Source organism: Vibrio anguillarum (genome assembly GCF_003390515.1).
In the GTDB taxonomy this organism is placed as follows: domain Bacteria; phylum Pseudomonadota; class Gammaproteobacteria; order Enterobacterales; family Vibrionaceae; genus Vibrio; species Vibrio anguillarum.
On record NZ_CP031479.1, the window covers coordinates 676,685 to 701,777 of the forward strand.

Annotated in this window: 23 protein-coding genes, 1 tRNA gene, 1 rRNA gene and 1 other RNA gene; 13 read left to right on the top strand and 13 right to left on the bottom strand. The window is 44.1% G+C overall.

Annotated features, from left to right (window positions below):
• Window positions 1-81: 81 nt before the first annotated feature.
• Together DD616_RS07190 and rrf are read left to right on the top strand one after the other, a co-directional pair.
• Window positions 82-157: transfer RNA gene (locus DD616_RS07190), tRNA-Thr, on the top strand.
• A 31-nt stretch (window positions 158-188) separates the two neighbouring features.
• A 5S ribosomal RNA gene (gene rrf, locus DD616_RS07195) occupies window positions 189-304 on the top strand.
• 53 nt (window positions 305-357) lie between these two features.
• Here the strand turns inward: rrf and DD616_RS07200 are convergent.
• The 5 genes from DD616_RS07200 to leuA form a co-directional block, all read right to left on the bottom strand.
• On the bottom strand, window positions 358-1,140 hold the full coding sequence (locus tag DD616_RS07200) for a DUF547 domain-containing protein (RefSeq protein ID WP_129532755.1): 783 nt from the start codon (window positions 1,138-1,140) through the stop codon (window positions 358-360).
• Between the two features lie 112 nt (window positions 1,141-1,252).
• Complete coding sequence (leuD, locus tag DD616_RS07205; protein ID WP_094164302.1) at window positions 1,253-1,855, bottom strand: 3-isopropylmalate dehydratase small subunit; 603 nt, start codon at window positions 1,853-1,855, stop codon at window positions 1,253-1,255.
• A gap of 14 nt (window positions 1,856-1,869) precedes the next feature.
• Complete coding sequence (gene leuC, locus DD616_RS07210; protein ID WP_208872122.1) at window positions 1,870-3,291, bottom strand: 3-isopropylmalate dehydratase large subunit; 1,422 nt, start codon at window positions 3,289-3,291, stop codon at window positions 1,870-1,872.
• 59 nt (window positions 3,292-3,350) lie between these two features.
• On the bottom strand, window positions 3,351-4,442 hold the full coding sequence (gene leuB / locus DD616_RS07215) for a 3-isopropylmalate dehydrogenase (RefSeq protein WP_017048683.1): 1,092 nt from the start codon (window positions 4,440-4,442) through the stop codon (window positions 3,351-3,353).
• A 73-nt stretch (window positions 4,443-4,515) separates the two neighbouring features.
• The gene (gene leuA / locus DD616_RS07220) at window positions 4,516-6,063 is read right to left on the bottom strand and encodes a 2-isopropylmalate synthase (RefSeq protein WP_013856011.1); all 1,548 of its coding nucleotides are present in this window, start codon (window positions 6,061-6,063) and stop codon (window positions 4,516-4,518) included.
• Between the two features lie 459 nt (window positions 6,064-6,522).
• On the opposite strand from leuA, the gene DD616_RS07225 reads away from it, so the two are divergent.
• The 6 genes from DD616_RS07225 to ilvN all read left to right on the top strand — a co-directional run bounded on the left by DD616_RS07225 (window position 6,523) and on the right by ilvN (window position 14,074).
• Window positions 6,523-7,056, top strand: a complete 534-nt coding sequence (locus tag DD616_RS07225; protein ID WP_017042702.1) for a phosphatase PAP2 family protein — start codon at window positions 6,523-6,525, stop codon at window positions 7,054-7,056.
• A complete protein-coding gene (locus DD616_RS07230; protein ID WP_029189878.1) occupies window positions 7,053-8,099 on the top strand; it encodes an MJ1255/VC2487 family glycosyltransferase in 1,047 nt (348 codons plus the stop codon). Before DD616_RS07225 ends, DD616_RS07230 begins: the two co-directional genes overlap by 4 nt.
• Before the next feature lie 343 nt (window positions 8,100-8,442).
• On the top strand, window positions 8,443-9,402 hold the full coding sequence (gene leuO, locus DD616_RS07235) for a transcriptional regulator LeuO (RefSeq protein ID WP_026027287.1): 960 nt from the start codon (window positions 8,443-8,445) through the stop codon (window positions 9,400-9,402).
• A 196-nt stretch (window positions 9,403-9,598) separates the two neighbouring features.
• Window positions 9,599-11,407: an AMP-dependent synthetase/ligase gene (locus tag DD616_RS07240; protein WP_179217521.1), complete on the top strand. Its 1,809-nt coding sequence runs from the start codon at window positions 9,599-9,601 to the stop codon at window positions 11,405-11,407.
• A 431-nt stretch (window positions 11,408-11,838) separates the two neighbouring features.
• Window positions 11,839-13,578: an acetolactate synthase 3 large subunit gene (locus tag DD616_RS07245; protein ID WP_013856017.1), complete on the top strand. Its 1,740-nt coding sequence runs from the start codon at window positions 11,839-11,841 to the stop codon at window positions 13,576-13,578.
• A 1-nt stretch (window position 13,579) separates the two neighbouring features.
• Entirely contained in the window at window positions 13,580-14,074 is a 495-nt protein-coding gene (gene ilvN, locus DD616_RS07250) for an acetolactate synthase small subunit (RefSeq protein WP_010319822.1), read from the top strand.
• A gap of 82 nt (window positions 14,075-14,156) precedes the next feature.
• Here the strand turns inward: ilvN and serA are convergent, their stop codons facing one another.
• The 5 genes from serA to DD616_RS07275 all read right to left on the bottom strand — a co-directional run bounded on the left by serA (window position 14,157) and on the right by DD616_RS07275 (window position 17,477).
• Window positions 14,157-15,386 carry a phosphoglycerate dehydrogenase gene (gene serA, locus DD616_RS07255; RefSeq protein ID WP_094129897.1) on the bottom strand — a complete coding sequence of 410 codons (1,230 nt, stop codon included), beginning with the start codon at window positions 15,384-15,386 and terminating at the stop codon, window positions 14,157-14,159.
• A gap of 263 nt (window positions 15,387-15,649) precedes the next feature.
• Complete coding sequence (gene rpiA, locus DD616_RS07260) at window positions 15,650-16,306, bottom strand: ribose-5-phosphate isomerase RpiA (protein WP_017046477.1); 657 nt, start codon at window positions 16,304-16,306, stop codon at window positions 15,650-15,652.
• Between the two features lie 64 nt (window positions 16,307-16,370).
• Window positions 16,371-16,961: a 5-formyltetrahydrofolate cyclo-ligase gene (locus DD616_RS07265; protein ID WP_029189881.1), complete on the bottom strand. Its 591-nt coding sequence runs from the start codon at window positions 16,959-16,961 to the stop codon at window positions 16,371-16,373.
• A gap of 2 nt (window positions 16,962-16,963) precedes the next feature.
• Window positions 16,964-17,148: non-coding RNA, 6S RNA (ssrS, locus tag DD616_RS07270), on the bottom strand.
• 20 nt (window positions 17,149-17,168) lie between these two features.
• Complete coding sequence (locus DD616_RS07275; protein WP_010319818.1) at window positions 17,169-17,477, bottom strand: cell division protein ZapA; 309 nt, start codon at window positions 17,475-17,477, stop codon at window positions 17,169-17,171.
• Window positions 17,478-17,720: 243 nt separating this feature from the next.
• On the opposite strand from DD616_RS07275, the gene DD616_RS07280 reads away from it, so the two are divergent.
• Genes DD616_RS07280 through DD616_RS07290 form a run of 3 tightly spaced genes read left to right on the top strand, consistent with a single transcriptional unit; the run spans window position 17,721 to window position 20,732 of the window.
• Window positions 17,721-18,296, top strand: a complete 576-nt coding sequence (locus DD616_RS07280; RefSeq protein ID WP_017046479.1) for a YecA/YgfB family protein — start codon at window positions 17,721-17,723, stop codon at window positions 18,294-18,296.
• A 12-nt stretch (window positions 18,297-18,308) separates the two neighbouring features.
• A complete protein-coding gene (ubiH, locus tag DD616_RS07285; RefSeq protein WP_208872123.1) occupies window positions 18,309-19,490 on the top strand; it encodes a 2-octaprenyl-6-methoxyphenyl hydroxylase in 1,182 nt (393 codons plus the stop codon).
• Window positions 19,491-19,502: 12 nt separating this feature from the next.
• Window positions 19,503-20,732, top strand: a complete 1,230-nt coding sequence (locus DD616_RS07290; protein WP_081245346.1) for an FAD-dependent 2-octaprenylphenol hydroxylase — start codon at window positions 19,503-19,505, stop codon at window positions 20,730-20,732.
• 74 nt (window positions 20,733-20,806) lie between these two features.
• On the opposite strand, the gene DD616_RS07295 is transcribed toward DD616_RS07290, so the two are convergent.
• Both DD616_RS07295 and ygfZ read right to left on the bottom strand, forming a co-directional pair.
• Complete coding sequence (locus DD616_RS07295; RefSeq protein ID WP_010319814.1) at window positions 20,807-21,013, bottom strand: DUF1107 domain-containing protein; 207 nt, start codon at window positions 21,011-21,013, stop codon at window positions 20,807-20,809.
• 640 nt (window positions 21,014-21,653) lie between these two features.
• Window positions 21,654-22,625, bottom strand: coding sequence for a tRNA-modifying protein YgfZ (ygfZ, locus tag DD616_RS07300; RefSeq protein ID WP_208872124.1), 972 nt, complete (start codon window positions 22,623-22,625; stop codon window positions 21,654-21,656).
• Window positions 22,626-22,772: 147 nt separating this feature from the next.
• Here ygfZ and DD616_RS07305 point away from each other — a divergent pair, with 147 nt between their 5' ends.
• Window positions 22,773-23,033: an FAD assembly factor SdhE gene (locus DD616_RS07305; RefSeq protein ID WP_010319812.1), complete on the top strand. Its 261-nt coding sequence runs from the start codon at window positions 22,773-22,775 to the stop codon at window positions 23,031-23,033.
• Window positions 22,981-23,430 (top strand): protein YgfX, encoded by a 450-nt coding sequence (locus DD616_RS07310; protein ID WP_335673679.1) that lies wholly within the window; start codon window positions 22,981-22,983, stop codon window positions 23,428-23,430. The genes DD616_RS07305 and DD616_RS07310 overlap by 53 nt, the downstream gene beginning before the upstream one ends.
• Window positions 23,431-23,484: 54 nt before the next feature.
• Here DD616_RS07310 and nadB read toward each other — a convergent pair whose 3' ends face one another.
• Entirely contained in the window at window positions 23,485-25,092 is a 1,608-nt protein-coding gene (gene nadB, locus DD616_RS07315; protein WP_017046483.1) for an L-aspartate oxidase, read from the bottom strand.
• Between the last annotated feature and the right edge of the window lies 1 nt (window position 25,093).

Here is a 25,093-nt window from a genome sequence, read left to right on the forward strand (position 1 = left end):
GGACATCGCCAGGCTTTGAATTTATAAGAGCCCGTTTGTAAGAGCGGGCTTTTTAGTCACTTGTGACACAAGATACAGTGTGCTGATATGGCTCAGTCGGTAGAGCGCATCCTTGGTAAGGATGAGGTCCCCAGTTCGATTCTGGGTATCAGCACCAGTTTTATAGCTCTGTAAGCTAAAAGAATTTGCTTGGCGACCATAGCGTTGTGGACCCACCTGAACCCATGCCGAACTCAGAAGTGAAACACAACAGCGCCGATGGTAGTGTGGGGTCTCCCCATGTGAGAGTAGGACATCGCCAGGTTTGAATTACGAAACCTCAGCAGAAATGCTGAGGTTTTTTTCTATCTATTCGTATCATTTCGTATCATTCAATGTCCAATCATAGTGATAGCTGATACTCTTTTTCTCGCTTTTTAGTGCCTTGTTGTACTGCACTAAGTGCTCAAATAATTGCTGTTTCGTTCCAAAATCTTCAGCAAACCAGTCATAAATAGAAGACAGAACCCATTTATCATTGGTGACCTTTACTCCTTTTTCGCTATTGATAAACTCAGTGGCTGATTTCTCCAGTAATAATTCAGTATTTTCTGCTGTGAAAGCCTGCTTTTGTAAGTTTGGGCAACCAAGGCTTGCGCAGTTGACCGCATAATGGGTTCGAGGATCTTTCCAAATAGGTCTTAAAATTCGATGTTCAATATCATTGAGAGTCAGCTCTTTTTGATTGATGGTAATGATCTTTTGTTCCCAAGGGCCAAATGAGAAAAATCCTCCCAGTTTAGTGATGGATGGTATTGGGTAATGATCGACGATTAAGTTAACTGTTAAGGCATTATATAAGTTGACCCAGTAAGCATATTGTTCCAGCTTTGCATACTCTCTTGGATCAAGGGCTGATAATTGTGAAATATAGAGCTCTAATTGCTCTTTATCTTTTGAGTTGACCCTTTGATAATCGAAGAGGTTGTTGTGATTTTCTTGGATTAGATAAGTATCAAGTGTTGTCTGCCAAATTTGATGTGAAATGGCTTGTGTATTTTCTTCATTACTAGAGTTCCAATAATCCCATAGTTGTGATTTAGGAGCAGAAAATACATTTGTTGACCCGAGTGTCAAACATAGCGTTAATAGATATTTCATCGTTTACCTCTCATCTCATAGGTTATATGACCTAGGTAGGGATTGATAAATTTCAGATAAAATAAAAGGTTGGTGCATCTACACCAACCTCTGGAAATTAAATCGATACTCGCTATTTCAAAAAGCTAGGAATTTTTGTTTCATAATCAGCGATTTTATCTTCGTGCTGTAGCGTCAAACCGATATTGTCTAATCCATTAAGTAAGCAATGGCGACGAAATTCATCAATTTCAAATGAGTATGTTTTTCCATTGGCTTTAACTTCCATTCGTTCAAGATCTACAGTTAGTTGAGCACCTTCATTTCCTTCAACAAATTGGAATATTTCATCAACTTCTTGCTCTGTAAGGCGGACTGGAACTATTTGGTTATTGATTGAGTTACCATAAAAAATATCCGCAAAACTGGGTGCAATCATGGCTTTGATGCCGTAATCCGCTAAAGCCCAAGGGGCATGTTCTCGTGAAGAACCACACCCAAAGTTTTCACGAGCAAGTAGAATGCTCGCTCCTTCATAGCGAGGTTTATTCATGACAAAATTTGGATTAGGTTGTTGACCTGCATCATCTAGAAAACGCCAATCATGAAAAAGGTGTTTGCCAAAACCAGTGCGATTTACTTTCTGTAAAAATTGCTTAGGGATAATGGCATCTGTATCGACGTTCGCTGCATCAAGAGGAACGACCAAACCTGTGTGCTGTTTAAAACCTGACATTGGTGATCCCCTGTTTAGTTGAGTGTTGAAGAATGAATATTACGGATATCGACAAAGTGTCCAGCGATGGCGGCGGCGGCGGCCATTGCAGGACTGACTAAATGTGTGCGGCCATCTCGACCTTGGCGGCCTTCAAAATTGCGGTTGGATGTTGATGCACAGCGTTCACCTGCACCGAGCCTGTCATTGTTCATAGCCAAGCACATTGAACAGCCCGGCAAGCGCCATTCAAAACCCGCTTCAATAAATATTTTATCCAAGCCTTCCGCTTCCGCTTGCGCTTTAACTTGCTCTGAACCTGGAACAATCAATGCTTGAACGTGTGGTGCGACTTTTTTACCTTTCGCGACTTGAGCTGCTGCTCGCATATCTTCAATGCGAGAGTTTGTGCAAGAACCGACAAAAACTTTATCCACTTTGTAGTCTGATAAGGATTTACCCGCTTCCAGTCCCATATACGCTAATGCTTTTTCTGCTGATGCTTTTTCGACAGGATCACTAAAGCTATCGGGAGATGGAATGGTTTCGTCGACAGCAATTACTTGGCCTGGGTTTGTACCCCACGTTACTTGTGGTTTGATGTCCGCGGCATTTAGGGTAACGACTGCATCGAATTTGGCATTATCATCGGTTTTTAGCGTTGCCCAGTACTCAATGGCGGCTTCTAAATCGCTTCCTTGAGGAGAAAACTTGCGACCTTTAATGTAGTCGAAAGTAGTCTGATCAGGGGCGATAAGACCGGCTTTTGCTCCAAGCTCAATCGCCATATTACATACCGTCATACGACCTTCCATTGAGAGATCAGTAATCGCTTCACCACAAAACTCAACGACATAGCCTGTACCACCGGCCGCCGTTGTTTTACCTATAATGGCTAGCACGATATCTTTAGCTGTGATGCCTGGAGCGACTTTGCCTGTCACCTCGATTTTCATCGTTTTCGCGCGAGCTTGTTTCAATGTTTGGGTTGCAAGTACGTGCTCAACTTCTGATGTACCGATGCCAAACGCTAACGAGCCAAATGCGCCATGTGTTGCTGTGTGTGAGTCACCGCAGACAATGGTCATACTGGGAAGAGTAATACCTAATTCTGGCCCCATGACATGAACGATGCCTTGGTATTTATGATTTAAGTCGTAGAGTGTTACGCCAAACTCAGCACAGTTCTTGGACAGTGTTTCCATTTGGATTCGAGCCATCTCACCCGAGGCATTAATGTCTTTTGTGGTGGTTGAAACGTTATGGTCCATGGTAGCGAATGTTTTACTCGTCTGACGAACTTTACGTCCCTTTTCGCGTAAACCATCAAATGCTTGCGGTGATGTCACTTCATGAACGAGATGACGATCGATATAAAGGATGGGGGTTTCCCCTTCAGCTGATACCGCAATGTGGGCATCATAAATTTTTTCGTATAAGGTTTTTGCTTGCGACATTGCTTCTTCCTTGAGCTCTTTGAGCTTTATAAAGGACTAGGCGAGCCTAGTCCTACTAATTATGAGTTTAAAATATAGCTGGCAATTTTATCGCCCATTTCAGAGGTTGAAAGTGCCGCTTTACCACTGGCAAGATCTGCGGTGAGTTCGCCTGCGGTAAGCGCTTTTGATACGGCATTTTCGATATCTTGAGCGGCACTTTCTTCGCCTAAGCTATAACGTAGCATTAAAGCGGCGGAAAGAATTTGTGCAACTGGGTTAGCAATGTTCTTTCCTGCGATATCAGGTGCAGAGCCACCTGCTGGCTCATAGAGACCGAAATTGCTTTCATTAAGGCTAGCGGAAGGTAGCATACCCATTGAGCCTGTGATCATGGCGCATTCATCTGAAATGATGTCACCAAAAATATTAGAGCACAGCATGACATCAAATTGAGAGGGATCTTTAATGAGCTGCATAGTGGCATTATCGATATAAATGTGTGAAAGCTCGACGTCCGGATAATCTTTTGCGATCTCTTCTACGACCTCACGCCATAAGATAGAGCTTTGTAATACATTCGCTTTATCGACTGAGCATACTTTTTTACGACGTAATTGTGCGGACTCAAACGCTATTTTTGCAATGCGTTCGATTTCGTAGCGGTGGTAAACTTCGGTATCAAATGCTTTTTCATTTGCCCCTTCGCCTTCTCGTCCTTTGGGTTGGCCAAAATAAATACCACCAGTCAATTCCCGAACAACCACAATATCGAAGCCACGATCGGAGATATCGGATCGTAAAGGAGAAAAGCTTTCTAAGCCTGAGTGAATTTGAGCAGGACGCAAGTTACAAAACAGTTGAAAATGTTTGCGAAGCGGTAGGAGTGCGCCGCGTTCTGGTTGGTCATTGGGTGGTAAATGCTCCCATTTAGGGCCGCCTACGGAACCAAACAATACGGCGTCTGCCTCTTCACATCCTTTAATGGTGCTTTCAGGCAGCGGGCAACCGTGGTTATCAATCGCAATCCCGCCGACATCATGTTCTTCTCTGGCAAACCGGATAGCATGTTTTTTTTCAATCGCATCCAATACCTTGTGTGCTTGTTGCATTACTTCTGGGCCGATACCATCACCTGCAAGAACGGCAATTTTGTATGTTTTGTCTGTCATGTTAGTCCTTTACTATTTTTATATTTGCTTGCCCCAGTGAGCTCTAAAGACTAAAAGCTCTAATCTAGGTACGTTAAACGGTTGCCACTTTCTTTTGTTTAATTTCTGCAATTTGATCGGCACGATGAATGCTATTGATCACGTGCAACAAGGCTTGTCCTGATGCTTCGACAATATCCGTAGAGACGCCTGTACCGTGATATTTTCGCCCTTTGTAGTTGGCAATAATATCGGCTTGCCCGAGTCCATCTTCACCTTCGCCCTTGGCGGTAAGGTCAAATTTATCCAATACGATCTCATAGCCAGTTAGACGGTAAATACATTGGTAAAGCGCATCGACAGGGCCATTACCAACGGCAGCTTCACATTTTTCTTCATCACCACAAAGCAATTTAATACTGGTGGTCGCCATAACACTGCCTGATTGAACACTCAAATAGTTCAATTTGTAGAAATCGTCTTCATCACGCAGATTTGAAAAGTGCATCAACGCTTCTAAGTCATAGTCAAACACTTGGCCTTTACGATCTGCCAATTTTAAGAAATCTTCATACAAGGCATTGAGGTTGTATTCGTTTTCATTATAACCCATGCTATCCATATGGCTTTTTACTGCGGCGCGGCCACTGCGGCTCGTTAAGTTCAGCGCTTGGTTTTTTAGGCCAATTGACTCTGGAGTCATGATTTCGTAAGTGTTTTTGTTTTTCAACATGCCATCTTGATGAATGCCTGACGAGTGGCTAAATGCGTTGGCACCGACAATCGCTTTGTTACTTTGAATCGGCATATTGCACAATTGGCTAACCAACTTACTGGTGCGGTGGATCTCATCATGCTTTAAACCAGTATGTACGCCGAGGAATTCTTGACGAGTTTTGATGATCATCGCGATCTCTTCCAGTGAACAGTTACCAGCGCGCTCACCAATACCGTTGATGGTGCCTTCTATTTGCCTTGCGCCAGCCTGTACAGCGGCAATCGAGTTTGCGACTGACATTCCCAAGTCATCGTGGCAATGAACGGAAATAATGGCTTTATCTATGTTAGGGACTCGCTCAAACAGCATCTGAATAATGCCACCAAATTCGCTAGGAACAGTATAACCGACCGTGTCTGGAATATTGATGGTCTTAGCTCCGGCATTAATTGCGGCTTCGACCATTCTACAGAGATTATCAATGGGCGTTCGGCCCGCATCTTCACAGGAAAATTCGACGTCATCAGTGTAGTTACGGGCGTGTTTCACCGCACTGACTGCCATCTCGAGCACATCATCATAACTGCGGCGCAATTTATCTTGCACATGAATGGTTGAGGTTGAAATAAACGTATGGATACGAAAAGCATCGGCGACTTTCAGAGCTTCGGCCGCTGCATCAATATCTTTTGCTACCGCGCGTGAAAGTGCGCAGACGCGGCTATTTTTAATGTGTTTGGCAATCGTTTTGACCGATTCAAAATCACCTGGGGAGGAAACTGGAAAACCTGCTTCAATAACATCAACACCAAGGCGCTCTAATGCGTAAGCAATCTGCAGTTTTTCTTTAACGGTTAAGCTTGCTGACAAAGCTTGTTCGCCATCACGTAATGTGGTGTCGAATATAATGACTTGATTATTCATGTTTGCTCCCTTGCACCGATGGTTAATCGTTTACTTCCTAAATATAGTTATAAAAAAACCCGCATCTCAGTGCGGGCTCTTGTCATCTTGTGTGGTGTTTTTCTTCCACAACCTACCCGCGCGAATGGTTCACGATAAGGAGCAGGCCCAGCAGGATAGAAAAACGGATAGTCATTCGTAACATTCCACAAGATTAAGTTAACAAATTAGTACCGTACTCGACTTAACTCGTCAACCATTAAGTTGTTTTTTTATTCATATCGGATCAGTTTTAGTCAAAAGCGGTAAAAATGAGCAGAATTGGCAGAGAGGATCACTTTTTGTAGCACGGAATGTTTTCACGCAAGAACGTTTGTCATCGGTTAAATTCATTCATTCTCCAACAAACAGTCACGTATTTGTCATTTTAAACTTCTACGTTTAGAGCGTAAGTGGTTTATGGAATGACAGGAGTCGCTCATGCGTGCCATCGGACAAATTGTTAAGTTTGACGTAGCGTTTTCGCTATTTTGTTTACAGCATCGTTTTAATCAGCCTGTAGCGCAGATCAGCAAAGCTATTTCCCATACTGGGGATGGGCATTTGTACGCGTTGATTGGTGCTTTAGCTTGGTATTTAGACCCGCTTAATGGCCAGCTATTCTTAATGGCTGGACTGGCCGCTTTCGCGATTGAACTCCCTATTTATTGGGGATTGAAAAATAGCTTTCAGCGTCGTCGCCCTGAAGAGTTTTCTCCTTCATTCATTGCCTTTATTACCCCTTCGGATCGCTACAGTTTGCCCTCTGGTCATACGGCTGCAGGGTTTGTTATGGCGACATTAATTGGCCACTTCTATCCTCATAGCGATGCTTTTGTCTTGGTTTGGGCTGGCTTAATTGGCGTATCTCGCATCCTACTTGGGGTTCACTTCTTGACGGATATCGTGATTGGCGCGCTGCTTGGTGTAAGCAGCGCGCGATTTGCTTTGTGGTTGGTGGAGAGAGGCTTTTGAAAATTCTGTATGGTGTCCAAGGCACTGGAAATGGCCATATTGCTCGTTCACGAGTGATGAGTGAAGCGTTGAAAGAAGCCAAAATTGATGTGCAATTTCTCTTTTCTGGACGTGAAAAAGAGAAATACTTTTCGATGGAAAGTTTCGGTGATTACCAAACTCGGCGCGGTTTTACTTTTGAAACTGAACAGGGACACGTAAATTACGTTAAAACGGCGCTGAATAATAATTTGCTGACTTTCGTGAGTGAGACAAAAAACCTCGATTTGTCTCCGTATGATCTGGTCATTAATGACTTTGAACCAGTATCGGCATGGGCGGCTAAACAGCAAGGTATTCCGTGTATTGGGATAAGTCATCAAAATGCATTTCGTTATAATGTGCCTTTGAAAGGGGCAAGTTGGCTGGATAAACAGATTATTCAACAGTTTGCGCCTGCCAACTACCACGTCGGTTTACATTGGTATCATTTTGATCAACCGATCCTTCCTCCGATTATCTATCGTTCAGAGCAGCATACGTCTAGCGAGCATTTCATTTTGGTCTATCTTCCATTTGAGCATGTTGATGATATTCTTGAGTTGCTTTTTCGTTTTTCAAATCAAGCATTTATTTGTTATCACCCTTCCTTAATGGAAGCGCAATCCGTTGAAAATGTTGAGCTGCGTCCCTTATGTCATACCCATTTTCAATATCACTTGCATTGCTGCGATGGCGTGATTGCTAATGGTGGCTTTGAATTACCATCAGAAGCACTTTCATTGGGTAAAAAGCTGTTACTTAAGCCACTATCGGGTCAATTTGAGCAGCAAAGTAACGTTGCCACTCTTGAGAATCTCGGGCTTGCTGCATCTATGGAGTTTTTGGACCCGTCGGAGTTACGCCGTTGGTTGGATGAAAAACAGGTCGAGCGCGTTGTCTATCCTAATGTAGCGAAAGCCTTGGTTGAATGGGTACAAAATGGCAAATGGGATAATCATAAAGAGCTGAGCCAGTCTTTATGGCGACAGGTTGATTTCCCTAGTTATGTGTCATTTAGCTAATATTGACGAAATGCTTTGAATTTTGACGTAATTAATTTATTTGGTGAATGTATCAAGGTAAAGGCTTGTTATTCATCACTTGATTCAATGTTTTGAATAAAATGCATAAAATTTTCTGTTTTATGGTTTTTTATAAAAATACATCGTACTGATAAATAAGGACAATCTTTTTGTTTGGATAAAAAAAACTGATATTTTATCAATCTTGTTGCCAATCGATAAATGCTTAGCAGATAGTAGCCTCCACCCAGTTGTGTCTGGGTAAATATAATAAATGGCAGGTTATCTATTCTAAAAAATTACTTTTACGGTATTGACGATAACAACAAGAGGCGTCCCAAAAATGTTAGATAAAAAAGATGCAATGAGCGCTATTGCTAGTTACCGCATGGAAAGCACATTACGTGGTGTAGATTTAAACCTGCTGACGGTTTTTGATGCAGTAATGCAAGAGCAAAATATTACCCGTGCCGCTCATAATTTGGGTATGTCTCAGCCAGCAGTCAGCAATGCTGTAGCGCGTTTGAAGGTAATGTTTAATGATGAACTGTTTATGCGACAAGGGCGAGGTATTCAACCTACTCAACGTGCACGTCAACTGTTCGGTCCGATGCGTCAAGCACTGCAATTAATCCGTAATGAACTGCCAAGTTCGGTGTTTTCTCCTGAAACATCAACCCGCTTATTTAAATTAGCGATTTGCAGTCCTTGTGATATGCGTTTCGCGCCGAAAATTATGTCATCAGTTCATGAACAAGCGCCTTTGGTCCAACTTCATCTTGATGCGGAATTTAACCGTTTGTTAGCCGAGCGTATGCGTTACCAAGAGATCGATTTTGTGATTGATTACGCGCGTTTTGATGAACAAGGGTTCTCCAGTACGGAAATTTTCCAAGATGAATTAGTGGTGGTGGCATCTAAGTCTCATCCTCGCATCAATGGCTCTGTTAACGCTGATAGCCTAACAGCTGAAAAGCATGCGAAGTTATCTCGCATCCATGGGCAACGTAGCTTTTCTGAGCAAGCATACCGCGAATTAGACTGTGTTCCTTATTATGAAGGGACCAGTTTGAGCAACGTGCTTTATGTGGTCGGACAATCTGAGTTGGTGACGATTGCACCTCGTTGGATGGTTGAGAATGCGGCTAACCGAGATCAGTTACAAATCCTCGATTTCCCATTTGCAAATGGTCAAATCAGTGGTTATCTCAGTTGGCATGAGTCTAGTGAAAAAGACAAAGGCCATATTTGGCTGCGTGATCAGTTAATGATGATTTGCGGCGAAGTTGTTGCATTAAACTAACGTTTACCCGTTAGTTTGTACGGTGATCTAAACTTAGTGATACTCCTCTTTGAGCCTTGAATTGGTTATATCCATTCAGGGCTTTTTGTCTGTAGAATTAATTGATAACTTTGACATCCGTCAGTTGCCTTTTTTGCTTCTAAATGTACACTTGTGCGCTCAAAAAGCTTACATGTGTAAGCTACAGGTAAAAAAGATGCCCAATTTAAATTTCCATATCGTAAAAAGAATTCGTGAACAGATTGTCAAAGGTGGCGAGTGCATTGCTCTAAAACACAAAATAGAGAAAGAGTGGCATGGGATCAGCTGGAAGCAATTTGGTCAACGTATCGATGCGATGTCACTTGCACTTTTAACGCAAGGTATAAAAATCCAAGATAAAGTCGGGATTTTTTCGAATAACATGCCGCAGTGGACAATAGCTGACTTGGCTACTTTGCAGTTAAGAGCCGTTACAGTACCTATTTATCCAACTAATACGCCAGCGCAGGCCAGTTATATTATTCAAGATGCTGATGTCAAAGTGCTCTTGGTCGGTGAACAGGCACAATACGATGCGGCACTGGATTTTTTTGATGAGTGCGAACAGCTTGAATTAATTGTCGCCATGAGTGATGGCATTGATCTAAAAAGTTTTCAACATGGCATCCATTGGCAGACTTTTATTGAACAAAATACAGATGGCCAGCAAGCGGAATTAGAGTCTCGCCTTGAACAGGCGAATATGGATGATCTGCTGACGCTCATCTATACCTCAGGCACCACAGGTCAACCTAAAGGCGTGATGCTTGATTACCGTAATATTGGCGCTCAGCTTGAAGGGCATGATGAGCGGTTAAACATCTCTAAGGATGATGTGTCACTCTGTTTTTTACCATTGTCACACGTGTTTGAACGGGCGTGGACTTTTTACATTCTTTACAGCGGTGCAACTAACTGTTATTTACAGGATACGATGCAAGTACGTGATGCATTGAGTGAACTAAAGCCAACGGTAATGTGTGCCGTTCCTCGCTTCTACGAGAAAATTTTCTCCGCTATTCACGAAAAAGTCTCGAAAGCGCCGTTACATCGAAAAGTGTTGTTTACTTGGGCGGTCAATATGGGGGCTAAGATGGCTCTTTGTCATCAAGAAAAGCGCCAGCCATCCTTCATGCTGAAAAAGAGCTACGCGTTAGCGGATAAAATCGTATTGTCTAAATTGCGTGCATTGCTTGGTGGGCGGATTAATTTTATGCCTTGCGGCGGCGCGAAATTAGATGAAACCATCGGCCGATTTTTCCATGCCATTGGCATTAACGTGAAGTTGGGTTATGGCATGACGGAAACCACAGCAACGGTTTCTTGTTGGGATGACCGGTGTTTTGATCCTGATTCAATAGGCATGTCGATGCCAGGAGCTCAGGTCAAAATCGGTGACAACAATGAAATTCTTGTTCGCGGACCAATGGTTATGCGCGGCTACTATAAAATGGCAGAAGAAACGGCGTTAGCATTCGATGAACAAGGTTTTCTCAAAACAGGAGATGCTGGGCACATTGATGAGCAAGGTAATGTCTTCATTACTGATCGTATCAAAGAGCTGATGAAAACCTCCGGTGGTAAATACATTGCGCCACAAGTTATTGAGGGAGCGATTGGTAAAGATCACTTTATTGAACAGATTGCGGTGATTGCTGACACACGTAAATTTGTATCGGCTTTAATTGTACCTTGTTATGACAGCTTGGAGGTTTACGCCAAAGAGCTCAACATCAAATATCATGACAGATTAGATCTTATCAAGAACAACCAAGTGGTTGAGATGCTGGAAAAACGAGTCAATGATTTGCAAAAAGAGCTAGCCAAATTTGAGCAGGTGAAAAAGTTTAAATTATTACCTAAGGCTTTTTCAATGGACAAAGGTGAGCTGACGCCGACTCAGAAACTGCGTAGAAAAGTCATTAGTGATCGTTACCAAGATGAAATCGAGGAAATGTACAAAGAAAAGACTAAAGGTGAGTAAGATTATCTTAAGATAGTTTTTTCATTGTTTAAAAATCCTCCACTTGCTTTTCAGATAAAGCGTGGGGGATTTTTTATATTACGACGGAAGTTAAACCTCGCTTCCTCATTACGCCACATTGCTGCATGGTAATATTTTTTGCTTTATTTTTGCTAATTATTCATGGATTGAGCTGTTTTTAATGCCGGTTTTACGATAGTTACCTAATAAAATTCCATTTAACCAAACATTTGCCAAAGTGTGCGCTATTTGGCGTTCGACCCGATGATAAGAAAGAGTTACAGTTGTTGCGTTACCTTGTTTTTTGTTATGACAAAAGCAAGACATAGCCGAAAGTGGAAAGTTTTCGAATTAGGCTACAAATAAGCCCTAAACTATGTAAAACCAGGCCCATTGACTGACCATGTGTTGGGTACTGGTAAGGAGAAAAAATGGCAACGCAATCCAATCAACAGATGTTATCTGGCGCAGAGATGGTGGTTCAATCTCTGATCGAAGAAGGTGTAGAGCAAATATTTGGATACCCAGGTGGTTCCGTTCTTGATATTTACGATGCGCTGCACGCAAAAACCGACCAAATTAAACATGTCCTTGTTCGCCACGAGCAAGCGGCCACGCACATGGCAGATGGCTATGCTCGAGCAACAGGAAAAACGGGTGTGGTACTTGTTTGTTCTGGCCCAGGGGCGACGAATACCGTCACAGGGATTGCTACCGCTTACATGGACTCAATTCCAATGATTGTTATTTCAGGCAACGTGCCAAATAACCTCATTGGTAACGATGCGTTTCAAGAATGTGACATCGTTGGGGTTTCTCGTCCGATCGTCAAACACAGTTTTCTTGTAAAAAAAGCTGAAGATATTCCTGAAACCATTAAGAAAGCCTTTTATATTGCCTCAACAGGACGCCCGGGGCCGGTCGTGATCGATCTGCCTAAAGATGTGATGAATCCTCAGATCAAACTCCCTTACACGTATCCTGAGTCGATCAAACTGCGCTCATACAACCCAACTACTTCTGGTCATAAAGGGCAAATTAAAAAGGCGCTAAAAGCGTTGTTAGAAGCCAAAAAACCCGTATTGTACATTGGTGGTGGCGCTGTTATTTCAGGCGCAGATCAGCACATTTTACAACTGGCTGAAACGCTCAATTTACCCGTAGTCAGCACGTTAATGGGGCTTGGTGCTTTCCCTGGGACGCATAAAAATGCGTTAGGCATGCTTGGAATGCATGGCATGTATGAAGCCAATATGGCGATGCACAATGCGGATTTGATTTTCGGTATTGGCGTGCGTTTTGATGACCGTACGACCAATAATCTAGAAAAGTATTGCCCGAACGCTAAGATCATGCACATTGACATTGATCCTTCGTCGATCTCTAAAAATGTGCCAGTCGATCTGCCGATAGTGGGATCAGCTGAACAAGTACTGGAAACTATGCTGCAATTGCTCTCTGAGCAAGGTGGCTGTAATGATTCGCAGGCGCTTGAACTATGGTGGCAAGATATCCAAAGCTGGCGCGACCGCCAATGCCTAGCTTATGAGAAATCCAGCGAACGCATTAAGCCGCAGCAAGTGATTGAAACTTTACATAAACTGACTAATGGAGACGCATATGTGGCCTCCGATGTTGGTCAGCACCAAATGTTCGCCGCACTTTATTATCCATTCAATAAGCCTCGTCGTTGGATCAACTCTGGCGGTTTGGGCACCATGGGGTTTGGTTTACCCGCTGGAATGGGGGTTAAATTTGCCATGCCAGAAGAAGAGGTAGTGATTGTCACTGGGGATGGCAGTATTCAAATGAATATCCAAGAGCTTTCCACTGCGTTGCAATATGATATTCCAGTGAAAATTATTAACTTAAACAACCGTTTTCTTGGCATGGTAAAACAGTGGCAAGATATTATTTACCAAGGACGTCACTCTAATTCTTATATGAGTTCTGTTCCCGATTTTGCAGCAATTGCAGAAGCTTATGGCCACGTTGGCATCCGTATCTCACAGCCTGATGAACTTGAAGCCGGGCTTAAAAAAGCACTCGATATGAAAGATCGATTGGTTTTTGTTGATATTAATGTGGATGAAACGGAGCACGTCTACCCAATGCAAATTAAAGGCGAAGGGATGGACAAAATGTGGTTAAGCAAAACGGAGAGAACATAATATGAGACACATTATTTCAATATTAATGGAAAACCAATCGGGTGCTTTGTCTCGCGTTGTTGGTCTATTTTCTCAACGTGGTTATAACATTGAATCACTAACGGTTTCACCAACCGATGATGCAACATTATCACGCTTAAACATCACTACTAAGACCGATGAAATGCAACTTGAACAAATTCAAAAGCAACTGCATAAGTTGATTGATGTGCTTAAAGTGCAAGAAGTGTCAGAGTGCGAACACATTGAACGTGAGCTGATGATGGTGAAAGTCAAAGCCAGCGGTTTTGCGCGTGCCGAAGTGAAACGTACGGCTGATATTTTCCGTGGGCAGATCGTGGATGTCACTGCGGCGCAATATACTGTGCAGCTTGCCGGAACCAGCGAAAAACTCGATGCCTTTATTCAAGCGTTGTCGGAAGTCACTGAAGTAATCGAAGTCGCGCGAAGTGGCGTGGTAGGTATTGCTCGCGGGGAGCGAGCGCTTAAAGCTTAATTTACCGAGCTCCCTATCGAAATAAGGAAGGCCACATTTTGTGTGGCCTTTTTGTCGTTTGGTGCTTTTACTGGAGAAGTGCTTAGTGAAGAATACGCGCACGAATGGTGCCGCTGATGCTTTTCAGCTTAGTCAGAGCTTCCGCAGAGCGAGCGGTTTCTACGTCAATCACTACATAACCGATATCCGCTGACGTTTGTAAATATTGAGCGGCGATATTGATCCCTTCTTCGGCGAAGATGGTGTTGATTTGTGTCAGAATACCCGGACGGTTTTCGTGAATATGCAGTAAACGCGAACTATCACGGTGAATTGGCAGTGATACTTCAGGGAAGTTCACGCTTGATAAGGTTGAGCCGTTATCTGAATATTTTGCCAACTTACCGGCTACTTCAATACCGATATTTTCTTGTGCTTCTTGAGTTGAGCCACCAATGTGCGGTGTCAGAATGACATTATCAAAATGCATCAGTGGGGATTCAAAAGGTTCAGAGTTTGTGGCGGGTTCTTCTGGAAATACATCTATTGCCGCGCCAGCTAGATGGTTTGATGCCAATGCATCGCAGAGTGCGGGAATGTCGACTACCGTTCCACGTGCTGCGTTGATAAAGATAGAGCCAGGCTTCATGCGTGCAAACTCTTCTTTACCCATCATATTTTTAGTATCTGGAGTTTCAGGCACATGCAGAGAAATGACATCACATTTATTCAGTAGCTCACTCATGGTATGTATTTGCGTTGCATTACCGAGTGAGAGTTTGTTTTCTATGTCATAGAAATAGACTTGCATACCGAGGTTTTCGGCAATGATACCGAGCTGGGTACCAATGTGGCCATAGCCAATAATACCTAAGCGTTTACCGCGTGCCTCATAAGAGTTATCAGCACTTTTTTTCCAAATACCACGATGTGCCAATGCATTTTTTTCAGGAATCCCACGCAGTAGTAGCAGTGTTTGGCCTAAAACGAGTTCAGCAACACTGCGAGTATTCGAAAATGGTGCATTAAAGACAGGAATCCCGCGTTTTGCGGCTGCATTCAGGTCAACTTGGTTGGTGCCAATGCAGAAGCAGCCGATAGCAACCAATTTCTCTGCCGCGTTGATTACCGTTTCAGTCAAATTAGTGCGCGAACGAATTCCGATGAAGTGAGCATCTTTCACCGCTTCGAGTAGTTGTTCATCACCCAGAGAACCTTTGTGATACTCAATATTGCTGTAACCGGCAGATTGCAGTACTTCAACCGTTGAAGGGTGTAGCCCTTCGAGGAGTAAGATTTTGATTTTGTCTTTTTCGAGTGAAACTTTGGCCATTATTCTCGTCCTTAAAAATGGGAAGGTGGGCAAACACGGCGCACATAAAGCAAAAAGGCTAATGTAAAGAGGAAGATTAACCATTTTGTTGGAAGACAAACGTTTTCCTTGTGCGTCTTCTGACCAATAAAGTAACAAACTTTTTTTGTTTTGGGTAAGAAAATTACGAAATAAGGCATGATTTTCTAGGGCATAGCGAAGAAAAACGGCACCCATGGGTGCCGTTTGTAATGAAATAACGGAAAGTAGCCTTATTTTGTGACTTACTCTTCGATTTTGGCACCATTTTCCGTGCCAGTGATGACGACATCAGCACCTCGGTGAGCGAATAAACCGACGGTTACTACGCCGACAATCCCATTAATTTTATCTTCTAATGCTTTAGCATCAGTAATTTTTAATCCGTGCACATCCAAGATAACGTTACCGTTATCCGTTATTACGCCATGGCGATAGGCTGGATCACCACCAAGTTTAACCAGTTGACGTGCCACATAAGAGCGCGCCATTGGGATCACTTCAACTGGAAGTGGGAATTGACCTAGAATATCGACCGCTTTTGTACCATCAACGATACAAATGAATTTATCCGCAATCGCGGCAACGATTTTTTCTCGAGTGAGCGCAGCGCCGCCGCCTTTGATCATATCGCGCGCAGGGTTGATTTCATCTGCGCCATCAACATAAATATCGAGTTGATCAACATCATTGCAGTCGAACACTTCAATACCTAGGCCTTTTAGCTTCTCTGTTGAGGCGATAGAACTTGAAACCGCACCCTTAATATCATCTTTAATCGAACCCAGTGCATCAATGAAGTGATTCACCGTTGAACCCGTGCCCACACCAACGATGCTGCCTTTTTCTACATATTTGAGTGCGGCCCAGCCGGCGGCTTTTTTCATTTCATCTTGAGTCATGCCAATCTCCTGATATCGATTTATAGTGACGGTAATGTTGCGGGGCGATTATAGCCTCAATAATTTATGATTCCCATTGCCAGATTTGGCTTGGAGTCACTATTTGAGGTAAAGGTATATCCCATGCTTCGCTCGGCAGATGAGTCACTTGTTGGCAATCATGAGCTAAACCTATGGGTAGGGCACCTTTACCCGTTTTAAACCAAGCTTCTAACGTACGATCATAATAGCCGCCGCCCATCCCGAGCCTTTGCCCTGTTTGATCAAAGGCCACCAATGGTGTGCAGATGATATCTAGCTCATTTACTGGTTTGATCAATGTTTGGTTGAGCTTGGGTTCGGCAATGCCGTATTTATTTCGCGTCATTATGGTTTGAGCATCATAGCGCAAGAATAATAAATTCCCACTCGAGAAGGGGTGTAAAACGGGAAGATAGGTCTGTTTGCCTTGTTGCCATAACCACGCTATGAGCGGTTGTGTTTCAAGCTCACCATCGGTTGCCAAGTAGAGGGCAATGTGCTGACTCGTTAAAACTGCAGGCAGTGTTGAAAAACGAGAGACAAGTTCAATTGAAGCGTGTTTTTGCTGCGTAGGTGATAGCTGTTTACGCCGCTGGCGGATGACTTGACGAAGTGTGTGTCGAGTGTTTTGCATAAGGATACCCCAGAGTGCCGTTGCGGATTTTGGCCCTTGAACCAGCTGGTTCAAGGCGGATCAGCAATGGTAACCGCAGGCTTCTCGGTACGAGCCGAGCTTGCTCAATAGCTACCAAGTACTAACCCTTTGGTGTTGCTTATCGGCTCAGGGACTTAAATCCGGCTGACAAACACTCTAGGGTAAATTTGGTTACGCTGGTAAAGACTACTGCTGTCCTAGCTTCACTTTACTGATGGCATCTTCAAGAGATGCAGCGAGCTGTTCCATGCGCTCGGTTAATTGATTTTGTTGGCCTAGGCTCTCATTGTTTTTGGTTTGCAATTCATAACAAATGTTGAGCGCAGCAATCGTGAGTAGCTTTACCTCATTGGTAACTTTAGTACGCTCTGCCATCTCTTTCAATCGGTTATCAAGATCTTGCGCCGCTTGGATTAAAGACTGCTCTTGTCCCGCAGGGCAATTCACACGAGTCAATTTTCCTAAAATTTCTACGTCTACCGCTTGATTACTCATGATGGATGAACTCTTATCGCGCTGTCTAAGATGGTGCCACTCACATGCCCATCGAGGTGGAAACTATAGGTAAAGCGGCCCTAAGATTCAAGCTTTTCAAAGCGAGCAGTAAAAAATGAGGGACTAAAAACACAGTTATTAGGCAAATTGAGTAAAAGCTACCCACAATTAACGCTTTGAGCATTTTCGCATTGGAAGCTAAGTGGTAGGATCGCGCTTATTTGATTTTATTACGAGCTTCCCATGAGCGAAAAAAAACTACCGGATTATCTTTCTCTTGCCACTGCCCTTCAATCTGCAGCACTTGCGGTTAACCCTGCTGAGTTGCATGGGTTGCTAACGGGCATGCTGGCCGGTGGTCTGGGCTTAAATGATAAGAGCTGGCAGCCACTTATTTTTGATTACACTAACGAAGGTATGGGTTGGCCAGATCGTCCGTTGACATTGGCTGAACAAGTACTCACCTTTACAATCGAAGAGCTCACTGGTAGCGGGATGGAGTTGTCACTACTGTTGCCAGATGAAGAGGCGAGTGCCAGTGTATTTGATTTGGCTGATGGCGTAGCCGACTGGGTAAATCACTTTATTTCTGGGCTTGGCTTGATTGGGGTTGTTTTGAAAAAAGCGTCCGCAGAGACTAAAGAGGCCTTGGCTGATCTAGAAGAAATTGCCAAGCTCGGTATCGATGAAGAGGATGACTTGGATGAGCAAGCTCAACTTTTGGAACACGTCATCGAGCATATAAAAGCTTGTGTGTTAACAATTCATGCTGAATTTGGTATCAAACCTCTACAAGAAACTCAGCCGACCGTGCATTAAAGAGAGATGACTGTGAAGCAATTTGATGTGATTATCGCTGGTGGGGCGATGGCCGGTGCAACACTGGCGTTGGCCTTAGATACGCTTTCTCAAGGAAAGCTTGCGATTGCTGTGGTCGAAGCGCATCCGCTGGATGATAAGCTCGCCCATCCCGGCTTTGATTCGCGTTCAATTGCTTTATCCTACGGTAGCGTGCAAATTTTGCAAAATCTCTCCTTGTGGCAGTCGCTGCAAGAGGTCGCCACCCCAATTACACATATTCATGTGTCGGATCGGTCTCATATTGGGATGACCGATATCACTTGTCAGCAACTCGATTTAGAAGCATTAGGTTACGTGGTTGAATTAGCCGATGTTGGGCAGATTTACGCGCAAAAAATGCAGCAGAGCCCGCATATTGAGTTATTTTGCCCAAGCGCGGTTCAGCAAGTGGAACGCAGTATGGATAAGGTCACTGTCACCCTTAACGATCAACGAACGATCCAAGCTAAGTTATTGGTCGCAGCTGATGGGGCTATATCGACCTGCTGCGAGCAAATCGGCCTCATCCAACAAGAGCATGATTTTGAACAGGTCGCGGTTATTGCTAATGTTGTGAGCTCAAAAGCTCACCAAGGACGAGCGTTTGAACGATTTACCGCCGATGGTCCTGTCGCGTTATTACCAATGAGTGATAATCGACTCTCTTTAGTTTGGTGTTTACCTCCCGCGAAAGCCGAGCGAGTTTTTTCACTCAGTGATGAGGGTTTTTTAGCACAGCTTCAAGATGCATTTGGTTGGCGTTTAGGGCGAATGAATAAAGTGGGCACTCGTGCCTGCTATCCATTACAACTGCGTTATCGAGAGCAGAACATTTCACATCGTTTTGCCATTGTGGGCAATGCCGCTCAGACATTACATCCGATTGCGGGACAAGGTTTTAACTTAGGTATTCGAGATGTGGCAAGCTTGGCGGATGAGCTTATCAAGCAGCAAGCCGATGTTGGCTGCTATCGCGGTTTACAAGCTTTTTCCCAACGCCGAGAAGCGGATCGTGATGCCACCATTAAGCTGACATCATCCCTGGTGCATCTCTTTTCCAATGATTGGTTATCCACTCGTATTGGTCGCAATGTAGGCCTCATGGTGATGGATAATTTACCGTGGCTGAAAATGCCGCTACTGCGCCGAACGCTTGGCGTAGTGAATAGATAAAAGGGTCTGTATATGATGCAAAGTGTCGATATTGTCATTGTGGGTGGCGGAATGGTTGGCCTTGCACTGGCCGCCGCATTAAAGCATAGCGAACTGCGCATCGCCGTGATTGAGGGTCGAGTACCCAGCCTTGAACTTGCAGAGCTGCCGGATGTGCGAGTCTCCGCCTTAAGCCGTTCCAGTGAAATCATGTTGCGAAACCTTGGTGCATGGCAAGGCATCATTTCTCGCCGTGCTGCGCCTTATTCGGCGATGGAAGTGTGGGAACGCGATAGTTTTGCGCGGATCGAATTTAGTGCCAATCAGATGACTCAGCCGGATCTGGGACACATTGTTGAGAACCGCGTCATTCAATTAGCCTTACTCGAACAAGTACAAAAGCAAGCGAATGTGACACTCTTTATGCCCGCTCAATGCCAATCGCTGGCTGTCGGTGAAAGTGAAGCGTGGCTAACGCTCGATAACGGTCAATCACTCACCGCAAAATTGATAGTAGGAGCCGATGGCGCAAACTCTTGGGTTCGTCAGCAGCAAGACATTCCATTAACCCATTGGGATTATGGACACAGTGCGCTGGTGGCAAATGTCCGCACGGTGGAACCACATCAATCGACGGCAAGGCAAGTGTTTACACCACAAGGTCCGCTGGCCTTTTTACCTATGTCTGATCCTCATATGAGCTCAATCGTTTGGTCTACAGAGCCCAACCGAGCGCAGCGCTTGCTCAGCCTGTCTGAGCTCGAATTCAATAAGATACTGACCGCTGAGTTTGATCATCGTTTAGGTTTGTGTGAGGTGGTCGGTGAACGTGCTGCTTTCCCACTTAAAATGCGTTATGCCCGAGATTTTGCTTTACAACGAATCGCACTCGTTGGTGATGCGGCGCACACCATCCATCCGCTAGCCGGGCAAGGTGTTAATTTAGGTTTACTTGATGCTGCAAGCTTAGCTCAAGAACTACTTGCGTTGTGGCATCAAGGTGAAGATATTGGCTTGCTCAAAAATTTGCGAGGTTATGAACGTTGGCGAAAAACAGAAGCTGCCAAAATGATTGCCGCGATGCAAGGTTTCAAAGACCTTTTTGAAGGTGATAACCCGGCGAAGAAACTGATCCGTGGCATTGGCATGCAGTTGGCTGGACAACTTCCTGGAGCCAAAGATGAGATTATGAAAAGAGCACTGGGTTTAAAAGGTGATTTACCTGATCTTGCCAAGAGTAAAATGGTGCTGCTTGAGCCCTAACAGTGATTAACCTAATGATGGCAAAAGGGCTGGCTTATGGCCAACCCTTTTAAAATTCTTTAATGAAACTCGTATTATGCGTAGGCGCAGCGTAGTCTCATGATTTCCTGATTCACTTCCTTCACCGTCTGAAAGTGGCGCTTGTCTGCGCGCTCTGGCAAGATCAGTTTGCCATTATCGAATTCAAATTTTCCAACCCCGTAAATATAGATTCTTCCTTTAAAAAGCCGACTTACGTGTTTAGCTATCATACCTGGCGTATAGCGCTTAAACAGTCTCATACTTCGATCCTTCTGTTATTCTAACACTGCAAATTATAAATAAATTGCGCCTCTAATAGTGTGATTGCCATAGAGGAATATGCAGTTATTGATGACTCTTTTGGATATTTGTGCTGCCGTAGGCAAAATGTTGGATAAATACCCATGTTTGCGTGATTATCTCCTCAAAATAGTGCTAACAAAAAATGCTCAGTGCACCATTCACTTGGTGCATATTAAGCACGACAAATATTACACTTTAAAGAATAGCTGCTGTTTATGGAAAGTGTTAAATTTTGGTTAAGAATAGCCTAAAAAAAGCCCGCTTAAATAAAATAGGCGGGCGAATAGTCACAGATGCATTACACAAAAAGTGGATGTCCTGAAACAATCAATGGATTCACTTTTTTTGCTGGTCAGGGCAACTTCTCGTTTGTCCTGACCAGCATTGTTAGAGTACGTCAAAATAAACTTGATGACTATTTATGTTTCAATAATGACTAAAAATTCAACCCTAATGTTGTGTGATTTAGAGAGCGATCACGTGCCAATGTAATGGATTACATTATTGCATTCTTTTTCCTGAAATGTATTCGAGATAGGCGAGTGTTACAAAGCATACGCCTCGTAAAGAGGCGCATGGTCAATATAAGGAAGAAGCTTATTCGTCAGTAAGAGAGTAAGGGAGAGCTTGCATAAACCAACGAGTGTTTGGTTGGCTTGCAAGACGAAACTCAGTTTCTGGCTCGAGATTGTTTGGTAAGACTATTAAACCGATAGCGGTATTATCAGCAAACGTGTAGTGAACCATTAATTGCCCAGCACTACGCCAGTTTTCTCCAACTGAGCGTTCGATCATGATTGGTTGATCATTATTTAGCGGTTGCTCAATGTTGCCTTGAAGGATGTACATTGCACGCTTATTAATACCTCGATATTTAGCGCGAGCGACGGTTTCTTGACCTGTATAACACCCTTTATTAAAGCTGATACCATTAAAGGCCTGAAGATTAACGGCTTGCGGTATGTGCTCATTTTGATCCGCTTGACCAAGGACGGGGACTGCTTCTTCGATATCAAAGCGAGTCCACGTTTCCTCGGTGACTTTCAGAGCTTCACTTTGCGTCATGAGCTGTTGCGCGGTTTGCTCTGAAACAAGTAATAGCCAACGTTGGGATGAAATTTTGATGGCGCTACCACCGTCAATCAAACGCACTTCACCTTCATCCGCCGTTAATGTATTGATATATTGCTCAGCTTGTTCGCCCATAACACCCAGAGCGATGTCTTGGCTCTGGCTGATATTGACCTTAGAAAAAATAGCGTATTTTTTCAGCTCTCTTAATTCAGCCTCTATTGCTGATAAAGGCTGGAACATCGCATAACCATCGTGATGGTGGAACAGGCGAAAGACGGACCACACTTTGCCTTTCGCATCACAATGGGCGCCTAAGGTTGACTGTGTTGGTTCAAGAGTGACGACATTACAGGTCACTTGGCCTTGCAAATAGGCTTTTTTATCATTGCCTGAAATGATGATAGCGCCCCAGGATGCAAGATGAGTCAGCATCAGTGGTGGAAGTGAGTCATTGGCGGTTACTGCGAGAGGTGTCAATGTGTTTTGCCAGTCCATAGTCGTTACCTAAAGAGAATCTTGAGCCCCATGTTAATCCGGAAATTTTTTTTTGTCAGCTTGAACAGGGACTGTGACTCATCTACTAGTTGTATCTTCATCCAGTTGATACACTCAACGCAAATAAACATAAGGTGAGGAAAACCGATGTACACCACTGAAGAAAAAGCAAGAATCAAGTGGGCATGCCGTCGTGGAATGTTAGAGCTCGATGTGGTTGTGATGCCGTTCTTTGAAGAGTGCTTTGATTCTCTGAATGAAAATGAGCAACGAGATTTCGTTTCCCTACTTGAGTCTGACGACCCTGATCTATTTACTTGGATCATGGGGCATGGTCGTAGCGAAAATCTTGGGCATGCGGCAATGGTGGATAAAATTGTTGCTCACAACCTCAGCAAAGTGCGTTAATTTCGTATTATTTCCTTCCCATTTTGCCCGCATTACTAACTTCATTTTTTTGATGATAGCCGTGTGGGCACTATTGATATCGCCCATTCCACTTGTAACGCTCCCCTTATTTTACGCACCTCTTATCACGGCGCAAAAGAGTACCTCACTGTTAGTCCCTAGCTTAATCGGCCAATTCAAGCTCACGAGTCACGGTGAGTGGCAATGTGCCGACCAGAACCTGTCCATTGAAAAGGTTTCTACACAGTTTGCGTTTATGGTGTTGATCATTTATGCACAACAAGGTAAGCGCTATCTAGTGTGGCGCGACAGTTGTGTGGAAGCGGATTATCGTCGTTTATTGGTGCAGCTTCGGCAGGTTACCCATAACCAATCATCAACAATAAAGGAGCGATAAATGCTCCTTTATTCATTCGGTCAACTTGACGCTAACAGATGATCGTTGGCGAGCTTACTCGTCTGGCGTTAAGATCGTTGGACCACTATTTTCGGCTAACTCTGGATAATCGAGCGTGTAGTGCAAACCGCGGCTCTCTTTACGTTGCATAGCACAACGCACCATCAACTCTGCCACTTGCAGTAAGTTACGCAGCTCAAGCAGGTTATTTGAAACGCGGAAATGACTATAGTATTCGTGGGTTTCTTGTTGCAGTAATTGAATGCGGCGTAGTGCTCGCTCTAAGCGCTTATCTGTGCGGACAATCCCCATGTAATCCCACATAAATAGGCGCAGTTCATGCCAGTTATGTTGGATTACGACCTCTTCATCAGAGTTATTGACCTTACTTTCATCCCAACCGGGTAAGCTTGGTGGGAGCTGAGCCGTTGGTAATCCTTTTAAAATATCCTTTGCCGCTGACCAGGCATAAACGACGCATTCTAGTAGAGAGTTCGACGCCATTCGGTTAGCACCGTGCAAACCGGTGTAGCTAACTTCGCCGATCGCATACAGGTTATGCAGATCCGTTTTACCTTGTTTATTGACAATAACGCCACCACAAGTGTAGTGCGCCGCAGGAACAATCGGAATCGGCTCTTTGGTCATATCAATGCCCAAATCCATCAAGCGTGTATAAATGGTTGGGAAATGTTTTTCAATAAAATCGGCCGGTTTGTGGCTGATGTCCAGATACATACAATCAGCACCTAAACGCTTCATCTCATAGTCGATGGCGCGAGCCACGATATCACGAGGAGCCAATTCTGCACGTTCATCAAAATCGAGCATGAATCGTGAACCGTCTGGGCGTCTTAAAAAAGCGCCTTCGCCACGTAATGCTTCTGTCAGTAGGAAATTACGTGCTTCAGGGTGGAAAAGACAAGTTGGATGGAATTGATTGAACTCAAGGTTCGCCACTCGGCATCCTGCACGCCACGCCATTGCGATACCATCACCTGAGGAAACATCAGGGTTAGAGGTATATTGATACACTTTTGAGGCGCCGCCCGTGGCTAAAACGACAAACTTAGCGCGGATCGTTTCAACGTGTTCCTCATTGCGGTTCCAAATATAAGCGCCAACCACTCTTTTTTTATCACCACCGATTTTATCTTCGGTGATTAAATCCAGTGCATTGTGACGTTCAAGGATAGTAATGTTGGGGTGATTATGAACATTGTCTTGCAAGGAGGTTTGCATTGCCATGCCAGTGGCGTCAGCCGCGTGCAAGATGCGGCGATGACTATGGCCGCCTTCACGAGTTAAGTGATAGCGAGGTGCTTCATCACTGTCATTCTCTTCTCTGTCAAAAGGAACGCCGCCATCGATAAGCCACTGAACACACTCTTTAGCATGCTCGGCGATGAAACGGACAGTATCCTCTTCACAGATCCCTGCGCCCGCAATTTGAGTGTCTTCGACGTGTGACTCAATACTGTCTGATTCGTCAAAAACAGCGGCAATCCCCCCTTGAGCGTAATAAGTGGCACCTTCACTGCGTGGTCCCTTACTCAGTACAATGACTTTACTGTGTTTTGCTACGCGTAGTGCGAGCGATAAACCCGCTGCGCCACTGCCTACGACTAATACATCGCATAGATGTTCACGGTTTGCGTTCATA

Bases quoted from the DNA above. Each gene is read 5' to 3' on its own strand.
- DD616_RS07310 (WP_335673679.1), top strand. From the start codon at position 22,981: ATGCGGCAATGGTGGATAAAATTGTTGCTCACAACCTCAGCAAAGTGC.
- ilvN (WP_010319822.1), top strand. From the start codon at position 13,580: ATGAGACACATTATTTCAATATTAATGGAAAACCAATCGGGTGCTTTG.
- leuA (WP_013856011.1), bottom strand. From the start codon at position 6,063: ATGAATAATCAAGTCATTATATTCGACACCACATTACGTGATGGCGAA.
- ygfZ (WP_208872124.1), bottom strand. From the start codon at position 22,625: ATGGACTGGCAAAACACATTGACACCTCTCGCAGTAACCGCCAATGAC.
- DD616_RS07265 (WP_029189881.1), bottom strand. From the start codon at position 16,961: ATGCAAAACACTCGACACACACTTCGTCAAGTCATCCGCCAGCGGCGT.
- DD616_RS07240 (WP_179217521.1), top strand. From the start codon at position 9,599: ATGCCCAATTTAAATTTCCATATCGTAAAAAGAATTCGTGAACAGATT.
- DD616_RS07305 (WP_010319812.1), top strand. From the start codon at position 22,773: ATGTACACCACTGAAGAAAAAGCAAGAATCAAGTGGGCATGCCGTCGT.
- rpiA (WP_017046477.1), bottom strand. From the start codon at position 16,306: ATGACTCAAGATGAAATGAAAAAAGCCGCCGGCTGGGCCGCACTCAAA.
- DD616_RS07200 (WP_129532755.1), bottom strand. From the start codon at position 1,140: ATGAAATATCTATTAACGCTATGTTTGACACTCGGGTCAACAAATGTA.
- DD616_RS07275 (WP_010319818.1), bottom strand. From the start codon at position 17,477: ATGAGTAATCAAGCGGTAGACGTAGAAATTTTAGGAAAATTGACTCGT.
- serA (WP_094129897.1), bottom strand. From the start codon at position 15,386: ATGGCCAAAGTTTCACTCGAAAAAGACAAAATCAAAATCTTACTCCTC.
- DD616_RS07295 (WP_010319814.1), bottom strand. From the start codon at position 21,013: ATGAGACTGTTTAAGCGCTATACGCCAGGTATGATAGCTAAACACGTA.
- leuB (WP_017048683.1), bottom strand. From the start codon at position 4,442: ATGACAGACAAAACATACAAAATTGCCGTTCTTGCAGGTGATGGTATC.
- DD616_RS07245 (WP_013856017.1), top strand. From the start codon at position 11,839: ATGGCAACGCAATCCAATCAACAGATGTTATCTGGCGCAGAGATGGTG.
- leuD (WP_094164302.1), bottom strand. From the start codon at position 1,855: ATGTCAGGTTTTAAACAGCACACAGGTTTGGTCGTTCCTCTTGATGCA.
- leuO (WP_026027287.1), top strand. From the start codon at position 8,443: ATGTTAGATAAAAAAGATGCAATGAGCGCTATTGCTAGTTACCGCATG.
- leuC (WP_208872122.1), bottom strand. From the start codon at position 3,291: ATGTCGCAAGCAAAAACCTTATACGAAAAAATTTATGATGCCCACATT.
- DD616_RS07290 (WP_081245346.1), top strand. From the start codon at position 19,503: ATGATGCAAAGTGTCGATATTGTCATTGTGGGTGGCGGAATGGTTGGC.
- DD616_RS07280 (WP_017046479.1), top strand. From the start codon at position 17,721: ATGAGCGAAAAAAAACTACCGGATTATCTTTCTCTTGCCACTGCCCTT.
- nadB (WP_017046483.1), bottom strand. From the start codon at position 25,092: ATGAACGCAAACCGTGAACATCTATGCGATGTATTAGTCGTAGGCAGT.
- DD616_RS07225 (WP_017042702.1), top strand. From the start codon at position 6,523: ATGCGTGCCATCGGACAAATTGTTAAGTTTGACGTAGCGTTTTCGCTA.